The following is a 23,155-nucleotide window of genomic DNA, read 5'->3' as shown; positions in this document are numbered from 1 at the left end:
GGCGGCCACACCGCCTTCCAGCACCGGCCCGCACGGTTCCCAGACACAGAAGAAGGACACGACATGAACGCGCTTGCGGCACCACCCCGAAACGGAGAGCTCGGCTTCTGGGTGGCCCAACTGGCCGACAAGAAGCCCTCGTTCCCCCGTTTCACCGGCCAGGACTCCGTCGACGTGGCCATTGTCGGCGGCGGCTACACCGGACTGTGGGCGGCCTACTTCGCCAAGAAGCTCGAACCGTCGCTCTCCGTCGCCGTCTTCGAGGCCGAGCAGGTGGGCTACGGCGCGTCGGGGCGCAATGGTGGCTGGCTCTCGGCCATGCCGCCGGGAAACCGTGCCACCTTCGCCCGCGCCGACGGAGGGCTGGAGGCGAGCCGGGCGCTGCAGCAGGAGTTCGTCGCCGGCGTCGACGCGGTCCTGGACATCCTTGAGGCCGAGGGGATCGATGCCGATCAACACAAGGGCGGAGCGCTCGTCGCCGCCCACACGCGGGCGGGGCTGGGCCGGCTTGTCACCCGGCGTGATGCCGAACTGAAGTACGGGCTGACCGACGACGAAGTCCACCTGCTCGACCGGGACGCGTTCCAGTCCCGGATCAACATCTCCACCGTCCACGGCGGACTCTTCTACCAGCACTGCGCGCGGATCCACCCCGCGAAACTCGTCTACGGCCTCGCCGACACCCTGACCTCCATGGGCGTCAGGATCTACGAGAGCAGCCGCGTGGACCGTGTCGAGGGCAAGACCCTCACACTGGCCGACGGGCGTGTCACCGCGGCGAAGACGTTCATCTGCACCGAAGGCTATTCGGGACAGCTGCTGGGCCGCCGGAGCCTGATCCCGGTCAATTCCTCGATGATCGTGACCAAGCCCCTGCCGGAGGAGGCGTGGCAGCGGATCGGCTGGGACGGGCCCCAGTGCCTCAACGACTCCGCTCACACGTTCATCTACTCCCAGCGGACGTCGGACGGCCGTATCGCCATGGGGGGCCGTGGTGTCCCCTACCGCTTCGGGTCCGGCACGGGGGGAGCCGGTGCGACCGCCCAGTCCACCATCGACCTGATCTCGCACAAGCTCAGTACCTTCTTCCCGGGCATCCCCTTCGAGGTGGATCACGCCTGGTCGGGAGTCCTGGGCGTCACGCGGGACTGGAACGGCGGCGTGCACTGGGACCCGGCATCCGGGATCGGATCGTCCACCGGCTACGCGGGACACGGTGTCACGGCGGCCTATGTCGGCGGCAGGACTCTCGTGGAGCTCGCCTTCGAGAAGGAAACCGAACGGACCACGCTTCCCTGGGTGGGCTACCGGGCGCCGAAGTGGGAACCGGAGCCCATCCGCTGGCTGGGTGTTCATGCCATGTACCGGCTCTTCGGTATCGCGGACCAGTGGGAAGAGCGCAGGGGCTCCGGCAAGACCTCACTCCTGGCCCGATTCGGCAGCCGCCTCGCCGGACTTCACGAGTAGACGAAAGGGAACCTGCTCTCATGGACGCAAAACTCGCAGTCATCGGCCTGGGCAGCATCGGGAGCATGGCCCTGTGGCAGGCCTCCCGGCTGTCCGGCTCGGTGGTGGGCTTCGAGGCGGCCACCCCTGCCCACGGCCGCAGTGCCGTGGGCGGAGACACCCGCCTGTTCCGCATGATCTACCTCGGGAGGCCCGAGTACTACCCCATCATCGAACGCTCCCGCAGCCTCTGGGCCGAGCTCGAAGCCGAAACCGGGCAGCAGGACATCCTCACGCCTACCGGGGGCCTGTCCATCGGGACAGCGAACGGCAGCTACATCAACAGCCTCCTCGAAGCAACGCGCATCACCGGAGCCGAGCACTACGTCCTCAGCCGGGAGGAGTTGGCCGAACGCTACCCGCAGCACAATCTCCGCCCCGACGACTGCGCCGTCTATGACCCCCACGGCGGCGTTCTGCGCACCGACCGCGCCGTCAGCGCTGCCGTCGCGGCGGCCCAGGCCAACGGCGCCACCGTCCTGCAGAACACACCCGTGGACAGCATCACCGAAACCGACCACGGCGTGGTCGTCACCTCGGGCGACAGAACCTGGACGTTCGAGAAGGTCATCGTCGCCTCGGGAGGCTGGTCCCGAAGGCTCATGCCCGACCACCTCAAGGCCGTCACGGAATCCCATCGGATCGTCCTGACCTGGTTCATCGCCCAGGACGGTGCGCAGTTCTCGCCGGAGAACTTCCCTGCCTTCAGCCGGTGGTACGAGGATCGCTCCCTGTACGGCGCACCCGCCGTCGACGGCGTGACGGTCAAGGCATCGGTGGACGGACCGCTGGCCGGCCGCGCAAGGGCGACCCCCGACCCGGACGCCGTGCCCAGGGAACTCACCCGGGAAGAAGTCGAAAAGGTCACCGAGATCGTCACCGAATTCTTCCCCGGCCTGATCCCCACCATCGCGCGCTCGGACGCCTTCCCCGACCTGTTCACCGAGGACAGGCATCCCCTCGTCGGCTGGCTGGACGAGAACAGCAGGATCTACTGTGCCACCGGGTTCTCCGGAAAGGGCTTCAAAATGGCGACCGGCTATGGCCACATCGCCGCACACGAGGCGCTCGGCAAGCAGACCGTCGAAGGCCTGGACTTCGTGCGTCCGGACCGGTTCAAGACCAGGTAACCGCCCACTCCTGCCGCCTCGGCGCAGTGGCCTCGGTATCGCCATCCGGCTGACGGTCGTTGCAGGACTCAACTCTTGATGTCCCGCAACGGTGCCGAGAACCAGCCGTATGCCGAACGCGCCTCTGGGCCGTCCTCGCCCCGGCCGCCGTCCTGGGCCCTGCTCGGGGCGCTCGCGGTCACGGCGGCCGGTGGAGTACGCATCCCGCGGCCGAGGCGGCGGGCGTCGGCCCACCCCGCAGCGCACACGGACCATCCCCCCTCGGGCGACTTCCTCCGTACCTCGACCGCTGCAGCCCGAGGCAGCCCGCAGTCGACACTCCGCCAATGCCGCGAGATGCGGTCCACCGCAAGAGAGCGGCCATGGCTCGCTGAGGGCAGCGACGGTGACTGGCTGACTGCCGGAACGGCGTCACCTACGGGACCAGCTCTACACCCCTACCTGGTTGCGTCGGCATTTCCAGGGAGGTTGCCGAGTCGGCGAGGGCTGCGTCGATCAACGACTCTGCGATGGATCGCGCGCACGCGGCGGTGTGGCTGCTGTTGAGGGCGGTGCCGCGTGCGGCCGCGCCGTCGAAGAGCAGTGCCAGTTGCTCACCGAGGGTTTCCGGATCCGCGGCCCCGGCCTGCCGTGCGATGTCCGAGAGGCGGCGGGCGAACTCGCCCTTGTACGCCGCGGCCAGTTGGTGGGCGGAATGCCCAGGGTCGGGTACTTCAACGCTGACGTTCAGGAACGGGCACCCCCGGAACGGAGCTGTGATTTCCTGCGGCTTCCAGTCGAAGACGGCGAGCAATTGCTCACGCGGGCTCGAGGTCGGTGGGGCGGACGGCGGGGGGCGGGGAGGAGGTCGTCGCCCAGGGACCGCAGGTATGCCCCGACCAGCTCGTCCTTACTGGGGAATCTCGTGTAGAGAGTGCGTTTCGACACCTCGGCGACCGTCGACAGCTGGTCCATCCCGGTCGCGTTGATCCCCTGCGCCGTGAACAGCTCGGTCGCCGCCTTGAGGATCCGTTCCCGGGCACCACGCCCACGACGCCGATGTACGACCTGAAGAACCGGGCGCCGGTCACGGGCATCCAAATCGAGTACAGCCTCGCCGAGCGCACCGCCGACCGCGAGCTGCTGCCGATGGCCGAGAGCCTGGGACTCGGTGCCGCTCTGTGGTCCCCGCTCTGTGGTCCCCGCTCTGTGGTCCCCGCTCGGCGGCGGACTGCTCACCGGCAAGTACCGCCGCAGTAACGAGGGCCGGCTGACCGATCTCAAGGCGGTCATCCACACCGAGAGCACCGAACAGAAGACCGCCGTCATCGACACCGTCCTGGCCATCGCCGAAGAGACCGGCGCCACGCCCGCCCGGGTCTCGGTTGCCTGGGTCCGTGAGCGTGCTGCCCAGGCGTCCACCTCGTTCGTCCCGATCATCGGCCCGCGCAATCTCGCATAACTCGACGACTACCTGGGTGCGCTGGACGTCCAACTCATCTCGAAGCAGTTCGCACACCTGTCCGACGTCAGCGCCCTCCCGCTCGGAGTGCCCCACGAGGCCTCCGCCGGCATCCGAAACGTCGTACAGGATGGTGACGCCTCCCTCGTCATCCAGCCCGCAGTGCCTGTGGCCTGAGCCGCGGATCCTGCCGCCGGCGGCCCCTGCCGTCGACGCCATTCTCCGTCCCGCATCGTGTGCATGGTGCGCGACGGTTTGCCGTGTGGCGGTCCGTGGCAGATCCCACCCAGCCGTCACAGCCCCATCGTGTCGATCGTTGGCGAAGCAGAGGGACAACGCGCGTCTTCGACCTCCTGGGCAGGAACGGTTGGCCGAGTAGGTGAGGGACTGGGGTATCAGCACTGCTGAACCTAGTCGCCGGACAAAAGCGTGAGGGCTTCGGACCACAGCACGCCCGGGTTGATGCACTCGGGGTGGAGACTCGCCATCCCCTCGAAGAACTCCATCGTTGTGGTGGAGCTCTTCAGTTGCCGGTCCACGGCGTCGAGGTAGCGCCTCGTGCGGCCGATGTGGGCCACATCGTCCGGGCGAGCCGGGACTTGGCGGCCGACCACCATGAACTCCACTCCGAGCGCCTTCACCTGACGGAGAGCCCTTCGCCACGCGTCGCGGCCACCACCATCGGATTCCGCGAGCGAGAGGTGCACGCCGTTGTAGACGCCCCCAACGGAGTCGAGCGCGTGCCCCTCAAGACTCAGTCTGCCTACCGGCGCACTTTTCGTGGAGCCCGGTCGCCCAACCCTCCGAGCACCACCACACAAACCGCTCGGCGAACGCGGTGACGAACCTGCCGGGAACGAGCACCTCGATCACGGTCAGCGACTCGGGTGTTGCACCATGCTCGACCCAATTGACGCATGGCCTACGAACAGGGCGCCCCCTGCCCACCACAATGAGGCCGCCGAAGACCGCCGGAGGGCGTACGGCCCGGCAACCCGACTTCGCCAGAACCGGGGCATAGCGCTATGCCCCGGGGCGATCCCCTAGAGCCGTTAAGCCCGTTTCCCACCGTTCTGCTCCCGGACGGTGTCGAACAGGGAGGTCAGAGCGGGACTTCCCGCGAGACTGTCCAGCAGGACGTGAAGCGACTGTCGTTCCGTGGTGCCCAGGTCTGCGAGGATTTCGCCGTCGAGATCGACGAGGGTGCGGTTGAGGCGGGCCAGGACCTTGCGCCCTTCGGCGGTGATGTCCACGGCGTAGCGGCGACGATCCTGCGGATCTCGTGTCCGCTCCGCGTATCCGGCGCGCTCCAGGTCGTCGAGACTCGTCACCATCGTGGCGGGGTCGATGCGCAGGAACGAGCCAAGTGCCAGTTGCGGCATGGCACCGTTGTCCGCCAAAGCCTGCAGGACGCTGTAATGCCGCACTCGCAGGCCGGTCCCACCGATGCCGTCCTCGGCGATCCTGAACGCCACCTGCCCGAGTTTGACCAGCAGGCAGATGGTGTGTTCGGCCACTGTCCCCGGTACCAGCGGAGCCTCGGACATTGTTTATCCCGCCCATGGTTAGTCGTACGTATGGTCCTGTCCATCGTACGAGAAGGCCCGAGGCGCCAGGATCGCCGCAGGCCGGCGGGATTCCCCACCTTCCGCCGGCTTACGGCCGGTGCGTCCGGGGTGGTCAGCCCACGATGGCCCGACCGAAGATCTGCCGGGCTATGACCCACTTCTGGATCTCGTTGGTGCCCTCATAGATCTCGCCGATCTTGCTGTCCCGGTAGATCGCCTCGACGGGGCCGGGGCTGCCGTCGGCACCCAGTTCGCGCGCGAAGCCGAGGCCTCCGAAGGCCTGGACGGCGTCGCGCGCCATGTCCACCGACAGCTTGGTGGCGTAGTACTTCGCCATCGCGGCCTCGGGCTCCGGGGACGGGTTGCCCGCGTCCAGGCGCAGGGCGGCCTTGGTGTAGAGAGTTCGGGCGTTCTCGATCTCGGTGGCCCGTTCGGCGAGCAGGAACTGCCAGTGCTGGTTGGCGGCCACCGGCTTGCCGAAGGCGTGTCGCGTCGACAGGTGGGCCACGGTGTGGTCGAAGGCGGCCTGCGCCATGCCGACCCCGGCAGCCGCGATGCCGATCCGGCCGTAGGTGAGAGTGGACAGCGCATGGCGCAGTCCGTGTCCCTCGGCGCCACCGAGAAGGTCGTCGTCGGTCAGGCGCACCTCCGTGAAGCGGATGTCCGCGGTGAGCTGGCCGCGGTTGCCCATCTTGCGGTCGGCAAGGCCGACTTCCACTCCGGGAAGTGCCGTGTCGACGATGAACATGCTCAGCCGGGTGCCGGTGCGGGCGAGAACCACCACGAACCCGGCGACGGGCGAGTTGGAGATCCACCGCTTGTGGCCGTTCAGCACCCAGCCGGCCTCGGTGCGTATCGCCTCGGTCTGAACCGCCTGCGGGGACAGGTCACTTGAGGCGTTCGGCTCGGTGGTGGCGAACGCGCCGACCACTGAGCCCTCCGCGACCTTTCGCAGCCATCGCTGCTGCTGCTCCTCGGTGCCCTGCCGCAGGGCGTTGCCCGCCAGGATGCAGTGCACGTCGAAGACGGCCGCGACGCTGCTGGAGTAGTAGGCCAGTTCCTCGATGGCCGCGGCGGTGGCGCTCGCCGGGTGGGTCAGACCGTCGCCGCCGACCTCGCTGGGGAAGGGGATCCGGAAGACGCCCGCCGACGCGAGCCCGTCAAACACATGCCGGGGAAAGCCGTCCGTGCGCTCGTCGCCCCCCGCGATCGCCACGGCGTGCGGAGCCACTTCGTGCTCTGCGATCCGGCGCACGGCAGCGCGAACGGACTGTGTCTCTTTGGGGGCGAGGAGCTCGTGGTAGAGCCGGTCGATCTGGCGTGTGGGAGTGGAAGTCATACGGGGAAGATACCATTAGCACCACGTACCATTAGTTCGACAATCTATTTTGGAGGTTCGACCATGACACAGACGCTGGCCGACAAGACCATCCTGATGTCGGGAGGCAGCCGCGGCATCGGACTCGCCATCGCTCTGCGCGCGGCCCGCGACGGTGCGAACGTGGTGATGCTCGCCAAGACCGCCGTGCCGCATCCGAAGCTCGAAGGCACGGTCCACACCGCCGTTGACGAGATCGAGCGCGCGGGCGGCAAGGGGCTGGCCGTCGTCGGCGACGTCCGCGACGAGGACAATGTGCGCACCGCTGTCGACGCGGCGGTCAGCGCCTTCGGTGGCATCGACATCGTGGTGAACAACGCCAGCGCGATCGACCTGTCCCCGTCGGAGCAGCTGGAGATGAAGCGGTACGACCTGATGCAGGACATCAACACGCGTGGCACGTTCCTGCTGAGCAAGGCCGCTGTCCCGCACCTGCGCAAGGCGGCCAACCCGCACATCCTCACGCTCTCCCCGCCGTTGAACCTCGCGCCGCACTGGGTGGGGAAGCATCTCGGTTACACGCTGTCGAAGTACGGCATGAGTCTGTGCACCATCGGGCTCGCCGAGGAGCTCGCCGCCGACGGCATCGCCGCCAACTCGTTGTGGCCACGGACCCTGATCGACACAGCCGCCGTACGCAACGTGGTCGGCGGCGCCGGCCAGGCCCGTAGTCCGCGGATCATGGCTGACGCCGCGTACGCCATCCTCACGCGTGACGCGCGGAAGTGCACCGCCAACCTGTTCATCGACGACGAGGTCCTGTCGGACGAGGGCGTCACCGACCTGTCCGTCTACAGCCCTGCCGACTTCGAAGGTGATCTCGCGCTCGACATATTCGTCGATCCGGCCTGATCCCACACCGCTCAGTCGATGAACGCGAGGGCGTTCTCGATGCCCTTCTCGAGGACCTTCTCGAGGACCTTCTCGAGGACCTCATCGGCGAGCTTCGAGTCGAAGGCGGCGCGGGACAGCTGCAGCGACCCAGGCCTTCGCAGCGGCCGATCCAGTCGAGCAGGGCTGCGGAGGGACATCCGACGCCGCGCTGGTCCCGGTGCTCGGGCGACAGACAGCCGCGAACGAGATCCTCGAGTCCCGGGCAGCCGAGCAGCCGGGCCACAGAGTGCCGTACCGCGCCGCCTGCATGCGTAGCTCCTCCACGACGACGTTGGCGACGAGGTCGTCCCTTGATGCCACAGGATCCTCTGACGCCACAGGATCCTCCGTTCATTCCGCAGGGCCATTGCCTTGCACGTCATCCCGAGCCTATGGTCTGTCGAATGTAATGCTATGACTCACATTGGATGGCGCCGTCAGAGTCAGAGATGAGGCATGCCGTGAGTGACGTCCCCTTCCAGCCCGCAGTGGAGCAGTCACGCGCGCTGGCCGCGGGTGAGATCTCGAGCCGGGAACTCGTCGAGCTCTATCTTGACCGGATCGCCACCCATAACACCGCGTTGAACGCGGTGGTGACCCTTGACCCCGAGCGGGCCCGTCGCGAGGCCGGGGAAGCGGACGCCGCGCGGGCGGCCGGGCGAGACCTCGGTCCTCTGCACGGTGTACCGATCACGGTCAAGGACAGCTTCGAGACAGCCGGGATGCGCACCGCCTGCGGGCGAACAGACCTCAAGGACTACGTGCCCGACCAGGACGCCGAGGCGGTCAAGCGGCTGCGTTCGGCCGGTGCCGTGATCATGGGGAAGAGCAACATGCCTCCGGGCAACCAGGACGTCCAGGCCGACAACCGGGTGTTCGGTCCTTCGTCGAACCCGTGGGACACGACCCGTACCTCGGGCGGATCCGCCGGGGGCGGCGCCGTCGCCACCGCCGCAGGCCTCACGACGTTCGACTTCGGCTCGGAAATCGGCGGATCGACCAGGATCCCGTCCCACTTCAACGGCCTGTACGGGCACAAGTCGACCTGGCGGTCGATACCCCTCATCGGGCATGTGCCCTACGGCCCGGGCCCGGGACGATGGACCGAGGCCGACATGGGCTGCGGCGGCGCGCAGGTCCGCGACGCCCGTGACCTCGTCCCGATCCTGCGGGCAACGGTCGGGCCCGCCGACTACGACGGCGGTTTCAGCTACACACTCGCACCGCCGCGCGCGACCAAGCTCGCCGACTTCCGGGTCGCCGTCTGGGGTGAGGATCCCGCGTGTCCGGTCGACAGCGACGTCGCGGCAGCCGTGGACGATGCAGTCACTGTGCTGCGGGCGGCCGGCGCGAAGATCACGGTCCAGCCCGCCGGCCTCCCTGTCGACATCGCGACGAATCACGGGAAGGCCTTCCAGCCCCTGCTCTTCGGCGCGGGCGACCGCACCGGCCTCGCTCCTGCCTCCAGCGCCGCAGTGCTGGCCCGGTTCGTCCAGCACCCGCGGGGTGACGCCGGTCCCGCCCTGCTCGGAACCTTCCAGTCCCACTATCACTGGCTGAAGGCCCACATGGTGCGCAATGAGATCCGGCAGCGATGGTTCGAGTTCTTCCAGGACTTCGACATCGTGCTCATGCCGGTCACCCCGACGGCCGCCCCCGCCCACCACAACAAGCTGATCGACTGGTTCGGGCGGCCATTCGAAGTCGAAGGTGTGCGACGCCCTTACTGGGACCAGGTCAAGTGGAGCGCCGTCGCCAACGTCTCCGGGGGGCCGGCGACGACCATCCCGGTGCGCCGAGGCAGGAGCGGACTGCCCATCGGTCTGCAGGCCATGGGCCCGAGCGGGGGCGATCTCACCACCATCGAGTTCGCCGCCCTGCTGGGCCGGGAAGTGGACGGCTTCGTGCCGCCTCCGGCCTTCGTCCAGACCCCCACCAGTGGACCCTGACCACCCGCCCGAAACCCCGAAGAACGACGATGCACAGCTTGAGCCGCAACGTCACGGCTGCTGACGGATTCCGCGTCCCGCTACCCGGAACGCATCGCGATCGTCTTCGGCGACGACCGCATCACGTACGAGCCCCTCGACGCCGCGGCCAACCGGGGGCGAACCTGCTCGTCTCGCGCGGGATCCAGCCCGGGGACAAGGTCGCGCTGTCCTGCCCCGATTCTCCAGCATCTCCGGGAGAGCACGGGCTGCACCAAGTCCTTCCTGATCGAGAGCGGCGGCGCGCCGTGGTCCGGGCACGAGACGCCGGAGGCCTACACCTCGGTCGTAGCCGAGCAGCCCGTGACGTTCCGGACGGCCGAACGCGACGAAGACGACACAGCGGTGGTCCTCTGCACGTCCGGCACCACCGGCCACCCCAAGGGCCTGTTCGTTTCGAGGGGGCAGCGCCCTGCTACATGTTGATCATGTGGCCCGCGAGGCCGTGGACGGCTTCCTTGACCGCCTCGCCGAGGGTGGGGTGGGCGTGGACGTTGCGGGCGACCTCATGGACGGTGAGGTCCCACTGCTGGGCCAGCGTCAGTTCGGGGAGCAGCTCGGTGACGTCCGGGCCGATGAGGTGAGCGCCTATGAGCTCGCCGTACTTGGCGTCACTGATGAGCTTCACGAAGCCGGTCGCATCACCCAGTCCATGAGCCTTGGCGTTCGCGGTGAATGGGAACTGGGCCACCTGGACGTCGAAACCCTGCTCCCTCGCCTGTTCCTCGGTGTAGCCGAAGCTGGCGATCTGCGGCTGGCAGAAGGTGGTGCGCGGGATCATGACGTAGTCCAGCTCCATGGTCTCCGCGCCTGAGAGCGTCTCGGCGGCGACCACTCCCATCGCCTCGGCGGCGTGCGCGAGCATGAGCTTCGCGGTGACGTCACCGATGGCGTAGATGTGCGGAACGGACGTACGGCAGCGCTCGTCCACATCGATGGCGCCGCGCTCCGTGACCTTGACGCCGGTGTTCTCCAGGCCGTACCCGGTCACGTTCGGGGCGAAGCCGATCGCTTGGAGGACCTTGTCCGCCTCCAGGACCTGGCGGGTACCGTCCTTTCCGGTGACCGTGACGCGGACCTGCTGCCCGGAATCGTCGATCGACTCGACACGGGTCGAGGTGAGTACGTCGATGCCCAACTTTCGGTACTGCTTGGCGAGTACGGCGGAAACCTCGGCGTCCTCGAGGGGAGCGACTCGGTCCAGGAACTCCACGATCGTGACCTGCACACCGTAGTTGTGCAGGACGTACGCGAACTCGATGCCGATGGCGCCGGCACCCGCGATGACGATCGACTGCGGGAGGTCCTCCGCGAGGATCTGCTCCTCGTACGTCACCACGCGCGCACTGCGCTTGGTGCCGGGGAGCAGCTTCGGGGTGGCGCCCGTGGCGATGATGCAGTGGTCGAAGCCTATGGTGCGGGAGTTGCCGTCGTGGTCGGCGACCAGAAGCGTGTGCGGGTCGAGGAACGTACCGCGGCCGCTGATCTCCGTGATCTTGTTCTTCTTCATCAGGTAGTGGACGCCCTTGACCCGGCCGTCCGCGACCTTCCGACTACGGCGGAAAGCCTCCCCGTAGTCGAAGGAGACCTCACCGTCGACCTTGATACCGAAGGGCTTCGCCTCACGCGTGAAGATGTGCGCGAGTTCGGCATTGCGCAACAGGGCCTTGGTGGGGATGCAGCCCACGTTCAGGCAGACGCCGCCCCAGTACTTCTCCTCGACGACCGCGACGCGCTTGCCCAGTTGGGCGGCCCGGATGGCGGCTACGTATCCGCCGGGTCCCGCGCCGAGTACGACGACGTCGAAGTGCTCACCCTGCTCGTCCATGGACCTTTCCTTTCCACTGGGACGGTCGACTCCACGTCAGTGGCCGACTCGCTCCCGATCACACAACCTGTTCATCAACTCGGTTGCAGTGGTTCAACGCCCCGATGCCGTGATCCATCCCCACGCAGCGATCACCGACGGGCCAACACCCCGTCGACTTCGTGTACTCCCGCCTCGGCGGCACCGAGCCTGAGGGTGTCGAGCCCGAAGGCCGCGACCGGACCGTGCACACCGGGCTTGAGGACGGCATCCGGCGCCGCCGCACGGACTGCGCCCCACGCCAGGAGGGAGCCCGTCATCTCGTAGGGATCGGGTCCGGTGAGAGCCGTCGTGACCAGGGGACGACCCTGGCCGTCGCGGGCGACCGCGATCACCAGGGAACGACCGTCGGTGTCCGGCTCACGATGTGCTCCCGGGAGCCTCCCGGACCACCGCGTCAGAGCAGCCCGCCCCTTCGCCGACCTCAGCAAGGGCGCCTGGAGCATGGCGGCGATCTGTACCGGACGCGTCCACCGCCCGAGCCAGCCCATCCCCACCTCGACGCTCTCCAACCGAGGGAAGACCTCGGGCAGGCCGAGATGCTCCGTGCCCGGGACGGTTATGGCCGGGCGTCGCACACCGGCGTAGCGGAAGGTGAGGACACGCTTGGCGGCCCGCTCGTCGACCAGTCGGGAAGAGGCTCCAGGGCGTGGAGAGCGGTAGGCGAACCCGTCCTCGGCCGCCGCGGCGACCAGCGTCTGGCGCGTGCCACCCGTGGTCAGGTCCCAGGAGTCGCGCAGGGTGCTCCGGTAACGCAGCTCACTCCCGCGCCCCGAACGGGTGATGAAGTAGCCGATCTCGACATGGCGTGCGCGCTCGCCCGCCTGTTCCAGGGCCAGGGCGCCGGCGAGATTGCCGGGCACGTAGTCGTAGCCGAACGCGGGCACGAGAGTCGCTCCCCGGGCGGCCGCGACGGCGTCCAGCTCAAGGAGGGCCCGGCGGGCGAAGGGTCCCTCCCCCGTGGAGTCGAAGTAGCGCGCTCCCGCCCGCGCGGCAGCCGTGACCGTGGCCATGCCCAACTGCATGAACGGCCCGACCGTGGAGACGACCACATCGCTGGGGCCCAGAAGGCGCGTGAGGTGGGCGGAAGAGGTGAGGTCCACTTCCGCCACCGGCAGTTCCGCCTCGAAGCGGTCGGCCAGGGTCAGCATCTTCGTTCGGCTTCGCCCGACCAAGGTCGGCTTCTCACCTCGTGCGAGCAGTTCCCTGAGAACTCGCCGCCCCGTGTACCCCGTCGCACCCAGCAACAAGATTCTGCGCTTTTCCACGGCTACGTCTGCCTTCCGGAGGGCACTGTCGACGACCACTGACCGACCACGAGTCATTCACTGACTTCAAGTCATTGAATATACGATGGTCAACATGAGAGGGCCAAACCGACGACAGCTGTATGCGGAGCAGACCCGGGCGGACCTGGTGGCGGCCGCGCGCAAACTCTTCGTCGACAACGGGTTCGCGGACACGTCGGTCGAGGCCATCACCGCGGCGGCGCAAGTGAGCAAGGGCACCTTCTACCACCACTTCCCGGACAAGAAGGCGATGTTCGCCGAGCTCTACACGGAGCTGCTCCAGCGGGTCGGAGCGCTCGCCGACGCGGCGTCCGAGGCGATCCGTGCGACGCCGGGCGAGCCTGCCTTGACCGCCGTGTCGAACCTCACGCACGCCTTCTTGCGGCGGACCATCGACGATCCCCTACATCGAGAGCTCATGGCCCAGGCGCCCTCGGTGCTGGTGGAGCAGTACCGGCACATCAACGACACGGTGGCCCAGCCGCCGATCGAACGGCTATTGACTGCCCTGGCCGAACGCGGTGACGTGGAACCGGAGGTTCCGGTCGCCACCGTCGCCCGGATGCTGTTGGCCGTCCTGTGCGAGGGCAACCAGATCATCGCCGCCGCCGCGGCGGACCGGGAGGACGCCCTGGCCAGGACGTTCCACACGATCACCCTGCTGATGTCGGGCCTGGCGGCGGACGGCGTCAGCGCGCACGGTTGACGTCGGCCAACGCCTGCAACAGACTCCTCGACTGCACCCGGCCGTTGCCGCTACCGTGCCGCCTCGTCCTCGATGTCACGGACCAGGTCGATGGCCCGGCCGAGAGTGGTGAGCCGAGCGTCGAGGGTCTCTCCGGCCGGATAAAAACGTACGGTGTCGACACCGGCGTCGCGCCACACACGCAGCCGTTGGCGCACCATGGCCTCGGTTCCGATCAGAGTGGTCGCCAGGACCATTTCGTCGGTGACCAAGCCGGCCGCGCCGTCCCGGTCCCCGGCCTGCCAACGTGTCCGGACTTCGGCCGCCACCTCGGCCCAACCCTGGCGGCTGTAGGCGTTGTTGTAGAAGTTCGTGGTCGCGGAACCCATGCCGCCGAGGCTGAAGGCCAGTTCCTTCTTGCGCCCGGCCACCATCGCGCGCAGCGCGTCCTCGTCGTCCGCGAAGGCGACCTCGGCGCCTTGGCAGATGTCGAGGTCGGCACGGGCGCGACCGGCGGTGGCCAGGCCCTGGTCCAGGTGGTCGAAGTACGCCTCCTTGGCGCCCTCGGGCACGAAACTGGTGCCCAGCCACCCATCGGCGATCTCACCGGTCAGGTGCAGCATCTTCGGCGAGAGGGTGGCGAGGTAGACCGGAATGTCATGCTCGGCACGCATCGACAGACGCATGGGCTTCGCCTCCGCGCCCGGCAGTGGAATCCGGAACTCCTGTCCTGAGTAGGAGACTTTGCCGCCCGCGGCGGCCTCCCGCACGATCTCGACGGTCTCCCGCATCCGCACCAGCGGCCGGGCGAAGGGCACGCCGTGCAGCCCCTCGATCACCTGCGGCCCGGAGGGGCCCAGTCCGAGAAGGAAGCGCCCCTGGGAGATCTGCGACAGTGTGATCGCGGCGCGGGCGATGGCCATCGGCGTGCGGGTGCCGAGTTGGATGATTCCGGATCCGAGGAGCATGCGCTCGGTCTTCGCCGCGAGGTAGCCCAACGGCGAGGGAGCCTCGGAGCCCCACGCCTCCGCCACCCAGCAGATGTCGAGACCGAGCTTCTCCGCCTCGGTGACATAGGCGACGATCTCCCGCCAGTCGCTCCCGGAAGCTTCGATCGTGGTGGAGGTACGCATCACAGCCTCGCCTCGCCCGCGGGCTGGGCCCTCTCGGCCAGCTTCTTGATCTCTTCGAGGGTGATGGTCATGTTGGCCTCGAACTCCCGCATGCGCACGAAGACGATCTTCTGCTCCTTCTCCGGCATGCGATCGATGGCGAAGGAGAGGCCCGAACGGGCCGGCCCCATCTGCATCCATTCGCTCAGCAGAGTGCCACCGCCCTGCGGCTCCAACGTGAACCGCCAGACCGCCGTTGGGTTCTGCGGGTTCTCGACGCCCCAGGCAAGCAGCCTCGGCGGCTCGTACTCGACGATGTGGGAGGTGGTGGTCCACTCCCCGAGTGCCTCGTGCTTGCTCCGGCCGATGAACCGGGCTCCCAGAGCAGGGGCGGTCCTGCCGTCCAGCCATTCGACGTACTGCAGCTCGGAGCTCATACGCGGCATCAACTCGATGTCGGACACGAGCGTCCACACCTGTTCGGGCGGAGCAGCGATCCAGGTGCGGACCTCCACCGTCGGCTTGTCCGCATAGCGCGCGCCTGTCCACTCCATGTTCCTGCAGCCTCCATGCCGATCCGAGAACTCCCATGACCCGACGTGACCAGTAAAGTTGCGTAGATAGACTCACATGTCAAGGGAGAACGCATCCCCGGCAGAGCCGCTGAGTCAGCCGGCGAAACGCTCCCGCACATCCGGCCGTTCGGCCAGATGCGGCGGATAGCCGGGGCCCATCCGAGGACTGGTGTTCTCCGCGGTCATCTGCTCGCCGCAGGAAGAACACACCACCTCGGCATGGGCTTCCTGTCCGCAGACCTCGTGACGCATGACCACCGGCGGGCCCTCTTCACCGGACAGCCAGCGGTCCCCCCACCGGTTCATCACCAGCAGCACACCGTAGAAGTCGCGCCCCTTCTCCGTGAGCACGTAGTCGTACCGCACCGGCTCCGTCTGGTACGGCCGTTTCTCCAGCAGCCCTTCGTCCACCAGCCGGCGCAACCGATCCGTCAATGTGTTGCGCGCGATCCCCAGTGACACCTGGAACGCGTCGAACCGTCGGATCCCGTAGAACGCCTCACGCAGCACCAACGGCGTCCACCAGTCCCCGAGCAAGTCCATGGTGCGCGCGATCGAACAGGGCCAGTGCGCAAAGGATGTCCGCCTCATGACCGTCAGCATAGGTTCGTCCAGTCGTGAGACCCAGCAGGTGGAGCGACGACAGTTCATACACGCGACATCTTGCGCTCATTAAATAACGAAGTTACGTTGCCGCTATGAAACGTGACTTGCTGGGCAGAAAGCTGGTTGTCACCGGAGCGGCGCGCGGCATCGGCGAGAAGGTGGCCCGCTTGGCCATCGCCCGAGGCGCTCAGGTGACCTTGATCGGACTGGAGCCCGATCGGCTCCGTGACCTCGCCCGCGAGCTGGGCCCCGCCGCTTCCTGGTGTGAGGCCGATGTGCGCGACGGCACCGTCCTGCGGTCAGCGATCGACGAGGCTGCGGGGGTCATGGGCGGCATCGATCTCGTCGTCGCCAATGCCGGCGTCGTGGCGTACGGGACCGTGCGGCAGACGGACGAGGCGTCGTTCGAGCGGGTCCTGGACATCAATCTGAACGGTGTTTTCCGGACCCTCAAGTACGTGACGCCCCATCTGGAGCGCAGCCGGGGACACGTGCTGGTCGTGGCGTCCGCGCTGTCCTTCATGCCGCTGGCGGCGATGGCCTCCTACGGCGCCAGCAAGGCCGCGGCCGAGCTGCTCGCCCTGACGTACCGCCAGGAGGTGGCGCACCTCGGCGTCACGGTCGGCCTGGTGCACCCCTCCTGGATCGACACGGATCTCGTCCGGGGCGCCGAGGTGGACCTCCCCTCGTTCCAGGGCCTGCGCAACCGGCTTCCCTACCCGGGCAATGTCACCACGAGTGCCGACCGGGCGGCTGCCGCGATCGTCGACGGGCTCGTGCGCCGCCGCAGCCGCGTGTACGTCCCGCGCGCGGTCGTCGTGGCCAACTGGGCCAAGGCAGTGCTGAATTCGCCACTGGCCTGGCCATGGGCGAGGCGCTTCGCGGCCCGTGCCGTTCCGTCCCTCGAACGGGAGGTCGCGGCGCTGGGGAGGCATGACCAGCTCACCCCGGGCACCGGTACCTCTGCCGCGGAGACCAAGTCGCCCTAGCCGCACATGGGTGGTCCCGCGCGGGACAGCGTCCTGCCCTACCGACTTTCACCGCCCTTGAACGATCGAGTCGTAAAGGCGCGCGCCCGCCTCGTGCGAGGCTTCGGCCCGTTCCCGCTCGTCGCCCAGACCGACAGAGAAGTTCACGCCCATCGGCAGCAGCACCTGCATCACGGGATCCTCGAACTCGCCGAAGTGCTCGGCCAGCTCAAGGGTGACGTACCCGTGGACCAGGCTCCACAACTGGGCGGCTATGACTTCAGGTTCCTGCCGCTCGGCCCTGCCCGAGTCCACGAGCCGTCGGCATGCCGCGGTGATATGGACGTGGGCATCCCGGAAGGCCGGCGAATGTCCGCTCAAGCGAAGGTCCGCGTCCGACAGTGGCCGGTACGTCGCACGAGTGGACAGGCCGAACATCAGGTCGTACAGGTGGGGGTTCTCGTGGGCCACTCGGCGGCAGGTCAAAGCCATGGCGAAGAGATCCGCGATCGGATCATCCGTCACCGGCACCTGGGCGAACGCCGCGCCGAGCTCCCTGAAGCCGTGGTCGGCGACTGCGCGCATCAGTTCGGGGATCCCACCGAAGTGGCCGTAGACGACCATCGTCGACAGCCCGCTCGCGGACGCCACCGTACGCGCCTTGATGGCCGACGGCCCCTGTTCGGCCAGTAGGCCGACAGCGGCTCGCACAAGCCGCTCCGGTGCGTCATCGAGCTTCGGCCGCCCTGCCATGCCTCTCGCGCCTCCACCATTGACACTCTTGAAATAACTTGGTTATGTAACTCGTCACGGCAATAGTACACATCTCGAGCGACGTGCCGTTTCGGACACGGGCGAGCCTCCCCGGACGGGCTTTCACGCACTGTCCCAGATTCCTGGCGCCGGCAGCCCCTCCCTCACTCGCTTTGCACTCCCCCATGAACCCAGCACGGGAGCAGAATCCATGCCATACAAAGACAAGGGTCATCTGGAGATCGAGGACCGCGGAGCCGTCCTTGTCGTCCGGGTCGACGGCGGCCCGCACCAGGAATTCGGCCTCGACATCGCCCATCAGCTGGACAAGGTGGTGGCCGGGGCCGACCGCGATCCGAGCATCCGTGCCGTCGTCTTCACCGGGGCACATCCCGAGCGGTTCGTCAGCCATGCCGCGGTCCGGTGGCTGCAGGAAGAGGGCGCCGCGAGTCCGACGGTCGGCCGACGCGGTGCCGCCGCCGTCGTACGCATGGCCAAGCATGTGGACCGGTCCCGTCTCCTCGGGGCCGTGATGCGCAGGACCCCGATGCGTGGGGCCCTCCAGCTGGAGCGTCTGCACTCGACCTTCCTCCGGATGAACGCCAGCGGTGTCCTCTTCGTCGCCGCCCTCAACGGTTCGGCTCTCGGCCTCGGCGCCGAGTTCGCCTGGGCGTGCGATCTGCGGGTCATGGCCGACGGGGACTTCTTCATCGGCCAGCCCGAAATCCTCCTCGGCATCATCCCGGGCGGCGGCGGCACCCAGCGGCTGACCCGCCTGATCGGCACCCACCGGTCCCTGGCCGCGATCCTCGAAGGCAAGCCGTTCACGCCCGCGGAGGCGCTCGCCAACGGGGCGGTCGACAAGGTCGTACCCCAGGACAAGGTCGTCGCGCAGGCGGTCGAACTCGCGGAGCACTTCGGCCGGCGGTCGAAGGGGTCGGTCGCGGCCGCCAAGAGGTCGGTGTACCTCGGCGGCTCGATGCCCCTGGAGGACGGACTCCACGTCGAACGCGCCGAGTTCTTCACCCGAGTCATGTCGAAGGACGGTCAGGAACTGATGCTCGACTACATAAAGACGACGGACGCCACCGGCGAGCTCCCGCTCTACAACCCGGACACCTACGCCCAGGCGCTCGCCTCGGGCAGCGTTCCCGGGCACCGCTCGACGAAGACGACGCGGCGGTGAGCAGACGATGACCACTGCGCACTCCTCCACCCGCCACGACATCACCTTCCCCTCCGGCGACAGCACCTGTGCCGGATGGCTCTACCTCCCGACCGGCGTCACCTCCCCGCCCGTCGTCATCCTCGGGCACGGCCTCGGCGCCACCCGCGAGATGCGCCTGGACGCCTTCGCCGAGCGTTTCGCGCAGGCCGGCATCGCCGCCGTGGCCTTCACCTACCGGCACTTCGGCGACAGCGGCGGCCACCCGCGCCAGCTCCTGTCGATCAAGCGTCAGCTCGCCGACTGGGACGCCGCCATCGCCTATGTCAAGGCCCGCCCTGACGTCGACCGCTCCCGCATCGCGGTGTGGGGCAGCTCCTTCGGCGGAGGCCACGCCATCACCGTCGCCTCTCGGCATCCCGAACTGCGCGCGGCCGTGTCCCAGTGCCCGTTCACCGATGGTCTCGCCTCCGCGCTCGCACTCGGCCCGGTCGCCTCGCTCAGGATGACCCCCGTGCTCGCTCGGGACATGGCGGCCAGAGTGCGCGGCAAGGCACCCGCGATGGTTCCCATCGCCTCCGCCCCCGGTTCGCCGGCCCTCATGAACGCTCCGGACGCCCTGCCCGGATATCAGGCGCTGCAACCGGCGGGGACGACGTTCCGCAACGAGGTGGCGGCACGGGTCATTCCGACCATCGCCGCCTACCGGCCCGGGCGTGCGGCGAAGAAGGTCGCCATGCCGATCCTCTTCTGCGTCAGCAACACCGACTCCGTCACGCCTCCCGCCCAGACCCTCCGGTACGCGCGCACCGCACCCCGGGGAGAGATCAAGAGGTACGACGCCGGCCACTTCGACTTCTACACGGGCGAGACCTTCGAGACCCTGGTCCGCGACCAGATCGAGTTCCTCACCCGGCAGTTGCACCCCGCGCCGGCATCGACTCCTTGACCGGATCGCACAACACCGAGACAGGTACGCCCGCCATGAACTTCGCTTCACTGCCCGACCGTCGCGCCGCTCACGACCCCGATGGGGCAGCGGTGTCGGACGGGCGCCAGTCACTCACCAACACTCAGTTGCTGGACCGCGTCCGTGCGGCAGCGCGTCAGCTCCAGGACCTCGGCATCGGTCCCGGCGATGTCGTGGCCCTCAAGCTGACGAACCGCATCGAGTTCGTGCTGCTGTTGTTCGCCGCCTGGCGGATCGGCGCCACCATCACGCCGGTCAACCCGAGCATGACCGACGTCGAGGTGGACCGACAGGTCAAGGACTCCGGTGCGCGTCTGCTGGTGGTCGAAGACCACGCGGCGCCCGTCACGGACGGTACTGCCGTACTCGGCGTCGGCGCCCTGCACAAGGAAGGGGTGAGGTCGGATCACGCACCGCATGTGGACTCGTCCGCGCTGGCTCTTCTCATATACACCAGCGGCACCACCGGGACGCCCAAGGGCGTGATGCTGGACCACGCCAACATCGACGCCATGACGGAGATGGGCCGCCTGTCCCTGGACATCGGGCCCGCCGACCGGTGCCTGCTGATCCTGCCGCTCTTCCACGTCAACGGCATCGTGGTCAGCATTCTCACGCCTCTTCTCGCGGGGGCGAGCGTCGTCATCGCGGGCCGCCGGTTCGACCCACACAACTTCTTCGACCTCGTCGAGCAGGAGCGCCCCACCTTCTTCAGCGCCGTGCCGACGATCTACGGCATGCTCGCTGCGCTCCCGGACGACGTGCGGCCCGACACATCGTCGCTGCGGTTCGGAGTCTGTGGCGCCGCACCTGCCTCCGCCGAGCTGCTGAACCGGTTCGAAGCCCGGTACGGGTTCCCTCTTGTCGAGGGGTACGGCCTGTCCGAAGGAACCTGCGGGTCCACCGTCAACCCCGTCGCGGGCCCGCGACGTGCCGGCACCGTGGGACTTCCCTTCCCCGGCCAGGAGATCCGGATCGTCGACGCCGAAGGTACCGAGGTGGGGCCGGGCACGGACGGTGAGGTCCTCGTGAAGGGCCCCAACGTCATGCGCGGCTATCTCGGCCGCCCCGAGGAAACGGCCAGAGTCATCGTCGACGGCTGGTTGCACACGGGCGATGTGGGTCACCTCGACGCCGAGGGCTATCTGACCCTGGTCGGGCGCTCGAAGGACATGATCATCCGTGGTGGGGAGAACATCTACCCCAAGGAGATCGAGGACGTCCTCACAGGCGACCCGTCGGTGCTCGAAGCCGCCGTGATCGGCGTACCCGACGAGAAGTGGGGAGAGGTGGTCGTGGCCTACATACAGCCGCGACCAGGCGTGACCGTCGATCTGACGGCGCTGCGGGAGCTCTGTGCGCGCAGCCTCACCGGCTTCAAGCGTCCGACCGAGTTCTTCGTGGTGGAGGCCATAGCGAAGAACGCGGTCGGGAAGATCGACAAAACCTCCTTGCGCGCTGCCCACGTCGCGGCTTCCTGAGATTCACCGCGCGCCGAGCCTGGATGCCCAGGCAGCGCATTTCCGACAGCGCGGCCGCGGGGGACGCTTCGGCGGGTGTCCCGGGCCAGGATCTGACTGAGGGGCGGCCCAACCTGAAGCAACTGGGCCACTCCTCGGTTCGGGAGGCTGCTCGGACGACTTGCCCCGCCCGGCCAGCGAGACTGTGGACCCGCAGGAGCGCCGCTCTCGTCACGGTGGCAGGGTCACCGACTCGCCTCGTCGGCCAGGAACGACCGCAAATGGCCCAGCAGCGCCTCCGGTTGCTCTTCCGGGATGAAGTGGCCGCACTCCGGGATTTCCGCTCCGGTGACGTCGTCCGCGTAGGCGCGCCAGATCTCCAGCGTCGGCAGGCGGGAGGGCAGTCCCGCGGAACCCCAGAGCGCCAGTACCGGCATGGTGAGGCGGCGGCCCTCGGCGGCGTCGAGGTCGTCGAGGGCGACGTCCTGCTCCATGGCGCGGTAGTCGTCAAAACTCGCGCGCATGGCACCCGGGCGGGAGAAGGCTCGGACATATCCGTCGACCGCTTCGGGTGTCAGCCCGTGCCGGTTGTAGGTCCACCGCTCGAAGAAGTACTCGAGATACCCACGGATGTCGTGCCCCACGAGCCGCTCGGGAAGGTCGGGCTGCATCTGGAACAGCCAGTGCCAGTACCCGGAGGCGAGCGAGGCGTCCAGCCGGCGAAACATCTCCCGGGTCGGCACGATGTCGAGCACAGCCAGCCGTTCCACCTGATCGGGGCGGTCCAGCGCCCAGCGGTGCCCCACGCGGGCGCCCCGGTCGTGACCCACGACGGCGGTCGTCTCGAAGCCGAGTGCTTCGACGAGGCCCGCCATGTCGGCGGCCATCCGCCGCTTGTCGTATCCGGTCGAGGGCTTGTCGCTCAGGCCGTAGCCACGCAGGTCGGGTGCCACAACGGTGTGGTCGGCGGCCAGATCCGCCAGCACCCGCTGCCAGCAGTCGGAGGTCTGCGGCCACCCGTGGAGCAGGACGAGCAGAGGACCGGATCCCGCTCGGAGGTAGTGCAGGCGGACCCCGTCCACCTGCGTCACGCCTGTGGTCACAGTGGGCTGTCCCATGGATGCGCCTCCCCGGCATGATCTAACCCTCTTAGGGGGTTAAACCTAACGTGCAGAATGAAGGCGTGACAACGGACGACACGTGGATCTGGGACGGCGGGCGGGTCTGTCTGGACTTCACCAACACCCTCCGCCACCGGTGGCGACCCACGCCGGGGGAGACGCTCCGGAACCCGGGCGATCTCACCCTCTGGCTACAGCGGGCCGGACTACTCACACCGGGCATCCCGGATCCCGTGGATGCCGCCGTCCTGGCATCGGGCCGACGGCTGCGCGAGGCGGTCGACCGGGCCGTACTCGCGGTCTCCGACGGCCGACTGCCCTCCTCCAGCGACGTCGTGCTGCTCAACGAATCGGCAGCACAGGCACCCCGGCCGGCGCCGCAAATCACCATCGAAGGCGACCACTTGGAGCCCGTCGGCACCACGACCATGGCACCTGATTCCGCGACCGCGCTGGCACTGATCGCGCAGGACGCCGTAGACCTGCTCCTGTCGACCGAGATCCGGCGCGTACGCGTGTGCGGCGCGGACACGTGCGCCCTACGCTTCCTGGACCGCTCCCCCGCCCACAACCGCCGCTGGTGCTCGATGTCCCGCTGCGGCAACCGCACCAAAGTCCGCCTCCACCAGGCCCGAGCCAGACGGAGTGAGCACACCCCGGCGGACTGAGCCCACCCGGACTCCCGCCGCCACCGCGCTCA

24 protein-coding genes and 1 pseudogene are annotated in these 23,155 nt (G+C 68.1%); 12 read left to right on the top strand and 13 right to left on the bottom strand.

Annotated elements, in window-relative coordinates; genetic code table 11:
* The first annotated feature begins 63 nt into the window (after positions 1-63).
* From ABT147_RS12235 to ABT147_RS47305, 3 genes and pseudogenes are all read left to right on the top strand, one after another.
* A complete protein-coding gene (locus ABT147_RS12235; protein WP_351405178.1) occupies positions 64-1,467 on the top strand; it encodes an NAD(P)/FAD-dependent oxidoreductase in 1,404 nt (467 codons plus the stop codon).
* Between the two features lie 20 nt (positions 1,468-1,487).
* Positions 1,488-2,636 carry an N-methyl-L-tryptophan oxidase gene (gene solA, locus ABT147_RS12230; protein ID WP_351404737.1) on the top strand — a complete coding sequence of 383 codons (1,149 nt, stop codon included), beginning with the start codon at positions 1,488-1,490 and terminating at the stop codon, positions 2,634-2,636.
* Between the two features lie 93 nt (positions 2,637-2,729).
* Positions 2,730-2,888 (top strand): annotated as a pseudogene (locus ABT147_RS47305) (ABC transporter permease subunit); the annotation flags it as partial.
* Positions 2,889-3,051: 163 nt separating this feature from the next.
* Here ABT147_RS47305 and ABT147_RS12225 read toward each other — a convergent pair.
* Together ABT147_RS12225 and ABT147_RS12220 are read right to left on the bottom strand one after the other, a co-directional pair.
* Positions 3,052-3,429, bottom strand: a complete 378-nt coding sequence (locus ABT147_RS12225) for a hypothetical protein (RefSeq protein ID WP_351404735.1) — start codon at positions 3,427-3,429, stop codon at positions 3,052-3,054.
* Positions 3,363-3,590 carry a TetR/AcrR family transcriptional regulator gene (locus ABT147_RS12220; RefSeq protein ID WP_351404732.1) on the bottom strand — a complete coding sequence of 76 codons (228 nt, stop codon included), beginning with the start codon at positions 3,588-3,590 and terminating at the stop codon, positions 3,363-3,365. Before ABT147_RS12220 ends, ABT147_RS12225 begins: the two co-directional genes overlap by 67 nt.
* 220 nt (positions 3,591-3,810) lie before the next feature.
* On the opposite strand from ABT147_RS12220, the gene ABT147_RS12215 reads away from it, so the two are divergent.
* Positions 3,811-4,077, top strand: a complete 267-nt coding sequence (locus ABT147_RS12215; RefSeq protein ID WP_351404730.1) for an aldo/keto reductase — start codon at positions 3,811-3,813, stop codon at positions 4,075-4,077.
* 410 nt (positions 4,078-4,487) lie between these two features.
* On the opposite strand, the gene ABT147_RS12210 is transcribed toward ABT147_RS12215, so the two are convergent.
* The 3 genes from ABT147_RS12210 to ABT147_RS12200 all read right to left on the bottom strand — a co-directional run bounded on the left by ABT147_RS12210 (position 4,488) and on the right by ABT147_RS12200 (position 6,984).
* Positions 4,488-4,718, bottom strand: coding sequence for a hypothetical protein (locus tag ABT147_RS12210; RefSeq protein ID WP_351404727.1), 231 nt, complete (start codon positions 4,716-4,718; stop codon positions 4,488-4,490).
* Between the two features lie 411 nt (positions 4,719-5,129).
* Positions 5,130-5,624 (bottom strand): MarR family winged helix-turn-helix transcriptional regulator, encoded by a 495-nt coding sequence (locus tag ABT147_RS12205; RefSeq protein ID WP_051185546.1) that lies wholly within the window; start codon positions 5,622-5,624, stop codon positions 5,130-5,132.
* Between the two features lie 133 nt (positions 5,625-5,757).
* Entirely contained in the window at positions 5,758-6,984 is a 1,227-nt protein-coding gene (locus tag ABT147_RS12200) for an acyl-CoA dehydrogenase family protein (protein ID WP_351404725.1), read from the bottom strand.
* A gap of 63 nt (positions 6,985-7,047) precedes the next feature.
* Here ABT147_RS12200 and ABT147_RS12195 point away from each other — a divergent pair, with 63 nt between their 5' ends.
* The gene (locus ABT147_RS12195; protein WP_351404722.1) at positions 7,048-7,875 is read left to right on the top strand and encodes an SDR family oxidoreductase; all 828 of its coding nucleotides are present in this window, start codon (positions 7,048-7,050) and stop codon (positions 7,873-7,875) included.
* An 11-nt stretch (positions 7,876-7,886) separates the two neighbouring features.
* Here ABT147_RS12195 and ABT147_RS12190 read toward each other — a convergent pair whose 3' ends face one another.
* Positions 7,887-8,054 carry a hypothetical protein gene (locus tag ABT147_RS12190; protein ID WP_351404720.1) on the bottom strand — a complete coding sequence of 56 codons (168 nt, stop codon included), beginning with the start codon at positions 8,052-8,054 and terminating at the stop codon, positions 7,887-7,889.
* 303 nt (positions 8,055-8,357) lie between these two features.
* Here ABT147_RS12190 and ABT147_RS12185 point away from each other — a divergent pair, with 303 nt between their 5' ends.
* A complete protein-coding gene (locus tag ABT147_RS12185; protein ID WP_351404718.1) occupies positions 8,358-9,845 on the top strand; it encodes an amidase in 1,488 nt (495 codons plus the stop codon).
* A gap of 454 nt (positions 9,846-10,299) precedes the next feature.
* Here the strand turns inward: ABT147_RS12185 and lpdA are convergent, their stop codons facing one another.
* Both lpdA and ABT147_RS12175 read right to left on the bottom strand, forming a co-directional pair.
* A complete protein-coding gene (gene lpdA, locus ABT147_RS12180; RefSeq protein WP_351404716.1) occupies positions 10,300-11,712 on the bottom strand; it encodes a dihydrolipoyl dehydrogenase in 1,413 nt (470 codons plus the stop codon).
* A 131-nt stretch (positions 11,713-11,843) separates the two neighbouring features.
* Positions 11,844-13,076, bottom strand: a complete 1,233-nt coding sequence (locus ABT147_RS12175; RefSeq protein ID WP_351404713.1) for a saccharopine dehydrogenase NADP-binding domain-containing protein — start codon at positions 13,074-13,076, stop codon at positions 11,844-11,846.
* A 37-nt stretch (positions 13,077-13,113) separates the two neighbouring features.
* On the opposite strand from ABT147_RS12175, the gene ABT147_RS12170 reads away from it, so the two are divergent.
* A complete protein-coding gene (locus ABT147_RS12170) occupies positions 13,114-13,746 on the top strand; it encodes a TetR/AcrR family transcriptional regulator (protein ID WP_351404711.1) in 633 nt (210 codons plus the stop codon).
* A gap of 50 nt (positions 13,747-13,796) precedes the next feature.
* On the opposite strand, the gene ABT147_RS12165 is transcribed toward ABT147_RS12170, so the two are convergent.
* The 3 genes from ABT147_RS12165 to ABT147_RS12155 all read right to left on the bottom strand — a co-directional run bounded on the left by ABT147_RS12165 (position 13,797) and on the right by ABT147_RS12155 (position 16,015).
* Positions 13,797-14,858 (bottom strand): LLM class flavin-dependent oxidoreductase, encoded by a 1,062-nt coding sequence (locus tag ABT147_RS12165; RefSeq protein WP_351404710.1) that lies wholly within the window; start codon positions 14,856-14,858, stop codon positions 13,797-13,799.
* Positions 14,858-15,391 (bottom strand): SRPBCC family protein, encoded by a 534-nt coding sequence (locus ABT147_RS12160; RefSeq protein WP_351404708.1) that lies wholly within the window; start codon positions 15,389-15,391, stop codon positions 14,858-14,860. Before ABT147_RS12160 ends, ABT147_RS12165 begins: the two co-directional genes overlap by 1 nt.
* 114 nt (positions 15,392-15,505) lie before the next feature.
* Positions 15,506-16,015 (bottom strand): winged helix-turn-helix transcriptional regulator, encoded by a 510-nt coding sequence (locus tag ABT147_RS12155; protein WP_351404706.1) that lies wholly within the window; start codon positions 16,013-16,015, stop codon positions 15,506-15,508.
* 95 nt (positions 16,016-16,110) lie between these two features.
* Between ABT147_RS12155 and ABT147_RS12150 the strand changes: the two genes are divergently transcribed.
* Entirely contained in the window at positions 16,111-17,007 is an 897-nt protein-coding gene (locus ABT147_RS12150; RefSeq protein WP_351404704.1) for an SDR family oxidoreductase, read from the top strand.
* 48 nt (positions 17,008-17,055) lie between these two features.
* Here ABT147_RS12150 and ABT147_RS12145 read toward each other — a convergent pair whose 3' ends face one another.
* Complete coding sequence (locus ABT147_RS12145) at positions 17,056-17,739, bottom strand: TetR/AcrR family transcriptional regulator (protein ID WP_351404702.1); 684 nt, start codon at positions 17,737-17,739, stop codon at positions 17,056-17,058.
* A gap of 211 nt (positions 17,740-17,950) precedes the next feature.
* Here ABT147_RS12145 and ABT147_RS12140 point away from each other — a divergent pair, with 211 nt between their 5' ends.
* The 3 genes from ABT147_RS12140 to ABT147_RS12130 are packed head-to-tail and all read left to right on the top strand — an operon-like array spanning position 17,951 to position 21,355.
* Positions 17,951-18,925, top strand: a complete 975-nt coding sequence (locus ABT147_RS12140) for an enoyl-CoA hydratase/isomerase family protein (RefSeq protein ID WP_351404699.1) — start codon at positions 17,951-17,953, stop codon at positions 18,923-18,925.
* A gap of 7 nt (positions 18,926-18,932) precedes the next feature.
* Entirely contained in the window at positions 18,933-19,853 is a 921-nt protein-coding gene (locus tag ABT147_RS12135; RefSeq protein ID WP_351404697.1) for an alpha/beta hydrolase, read from the top strand.
* Positions 19,854-19,888: 35 nt separating this feature from the next.
* Complete coding sequence (locus ABT147_RS12130; RefSeq protein WP_351404695.1) at positions 19,889-21,355, top strand: class I adenylate-forming enzyme family protein; 1,467 nt, start codon at positions 19,889-19,891, stop codon at positions 21,353-21,355.
* Positions 21,356-21,579: 224 nt separating this feature from the next.
* Here the strand turns inward: ABT147_RS12130 and ABT147_RS12125 are convergent, their stop codons facing one another.
* Entirely contained in the window at positions 21,580-22,452 is an 873-nt protein-coding gene (locus ABT147_RS12125; protein WP_351404693.1) for an alpha/beta fold hydrolase, read from the bottom strand.
* 65 nt (positions 22,453-22,517) lie between these two features.
* On the opposite strand from ABT147_RS12125, the gene ABT147_RS12120 reads away from it, so the two are divergent.
* Positions 22,518-23,123, top strand: a complete 606-nt coding sequence (locus ABT147_RS12120) for a CGNR zinc finger domain-containing protein (RefSeq protein ID WP_351404691.1) — start codon at positions 22,518-22,520, stop codon at positions 23,121-23,123.
* Positions 23,124-23,155: the final 32 nt, after the last annotated feature.

The sequence above is a fragment of the Streptomyces sp. NPDC001868 genome, from assembly GCF_040297125.1.
Classification (GTDB): Bacteria; Actinomycetota; Actinomycetes; order Streptomycetales; family Streptomycetaceae; genus Streptomyces.
Note: the sequence above shows the minus strand (reverse complement) of the source record. Positions and strands in the feature narration are given on the sequence as shown.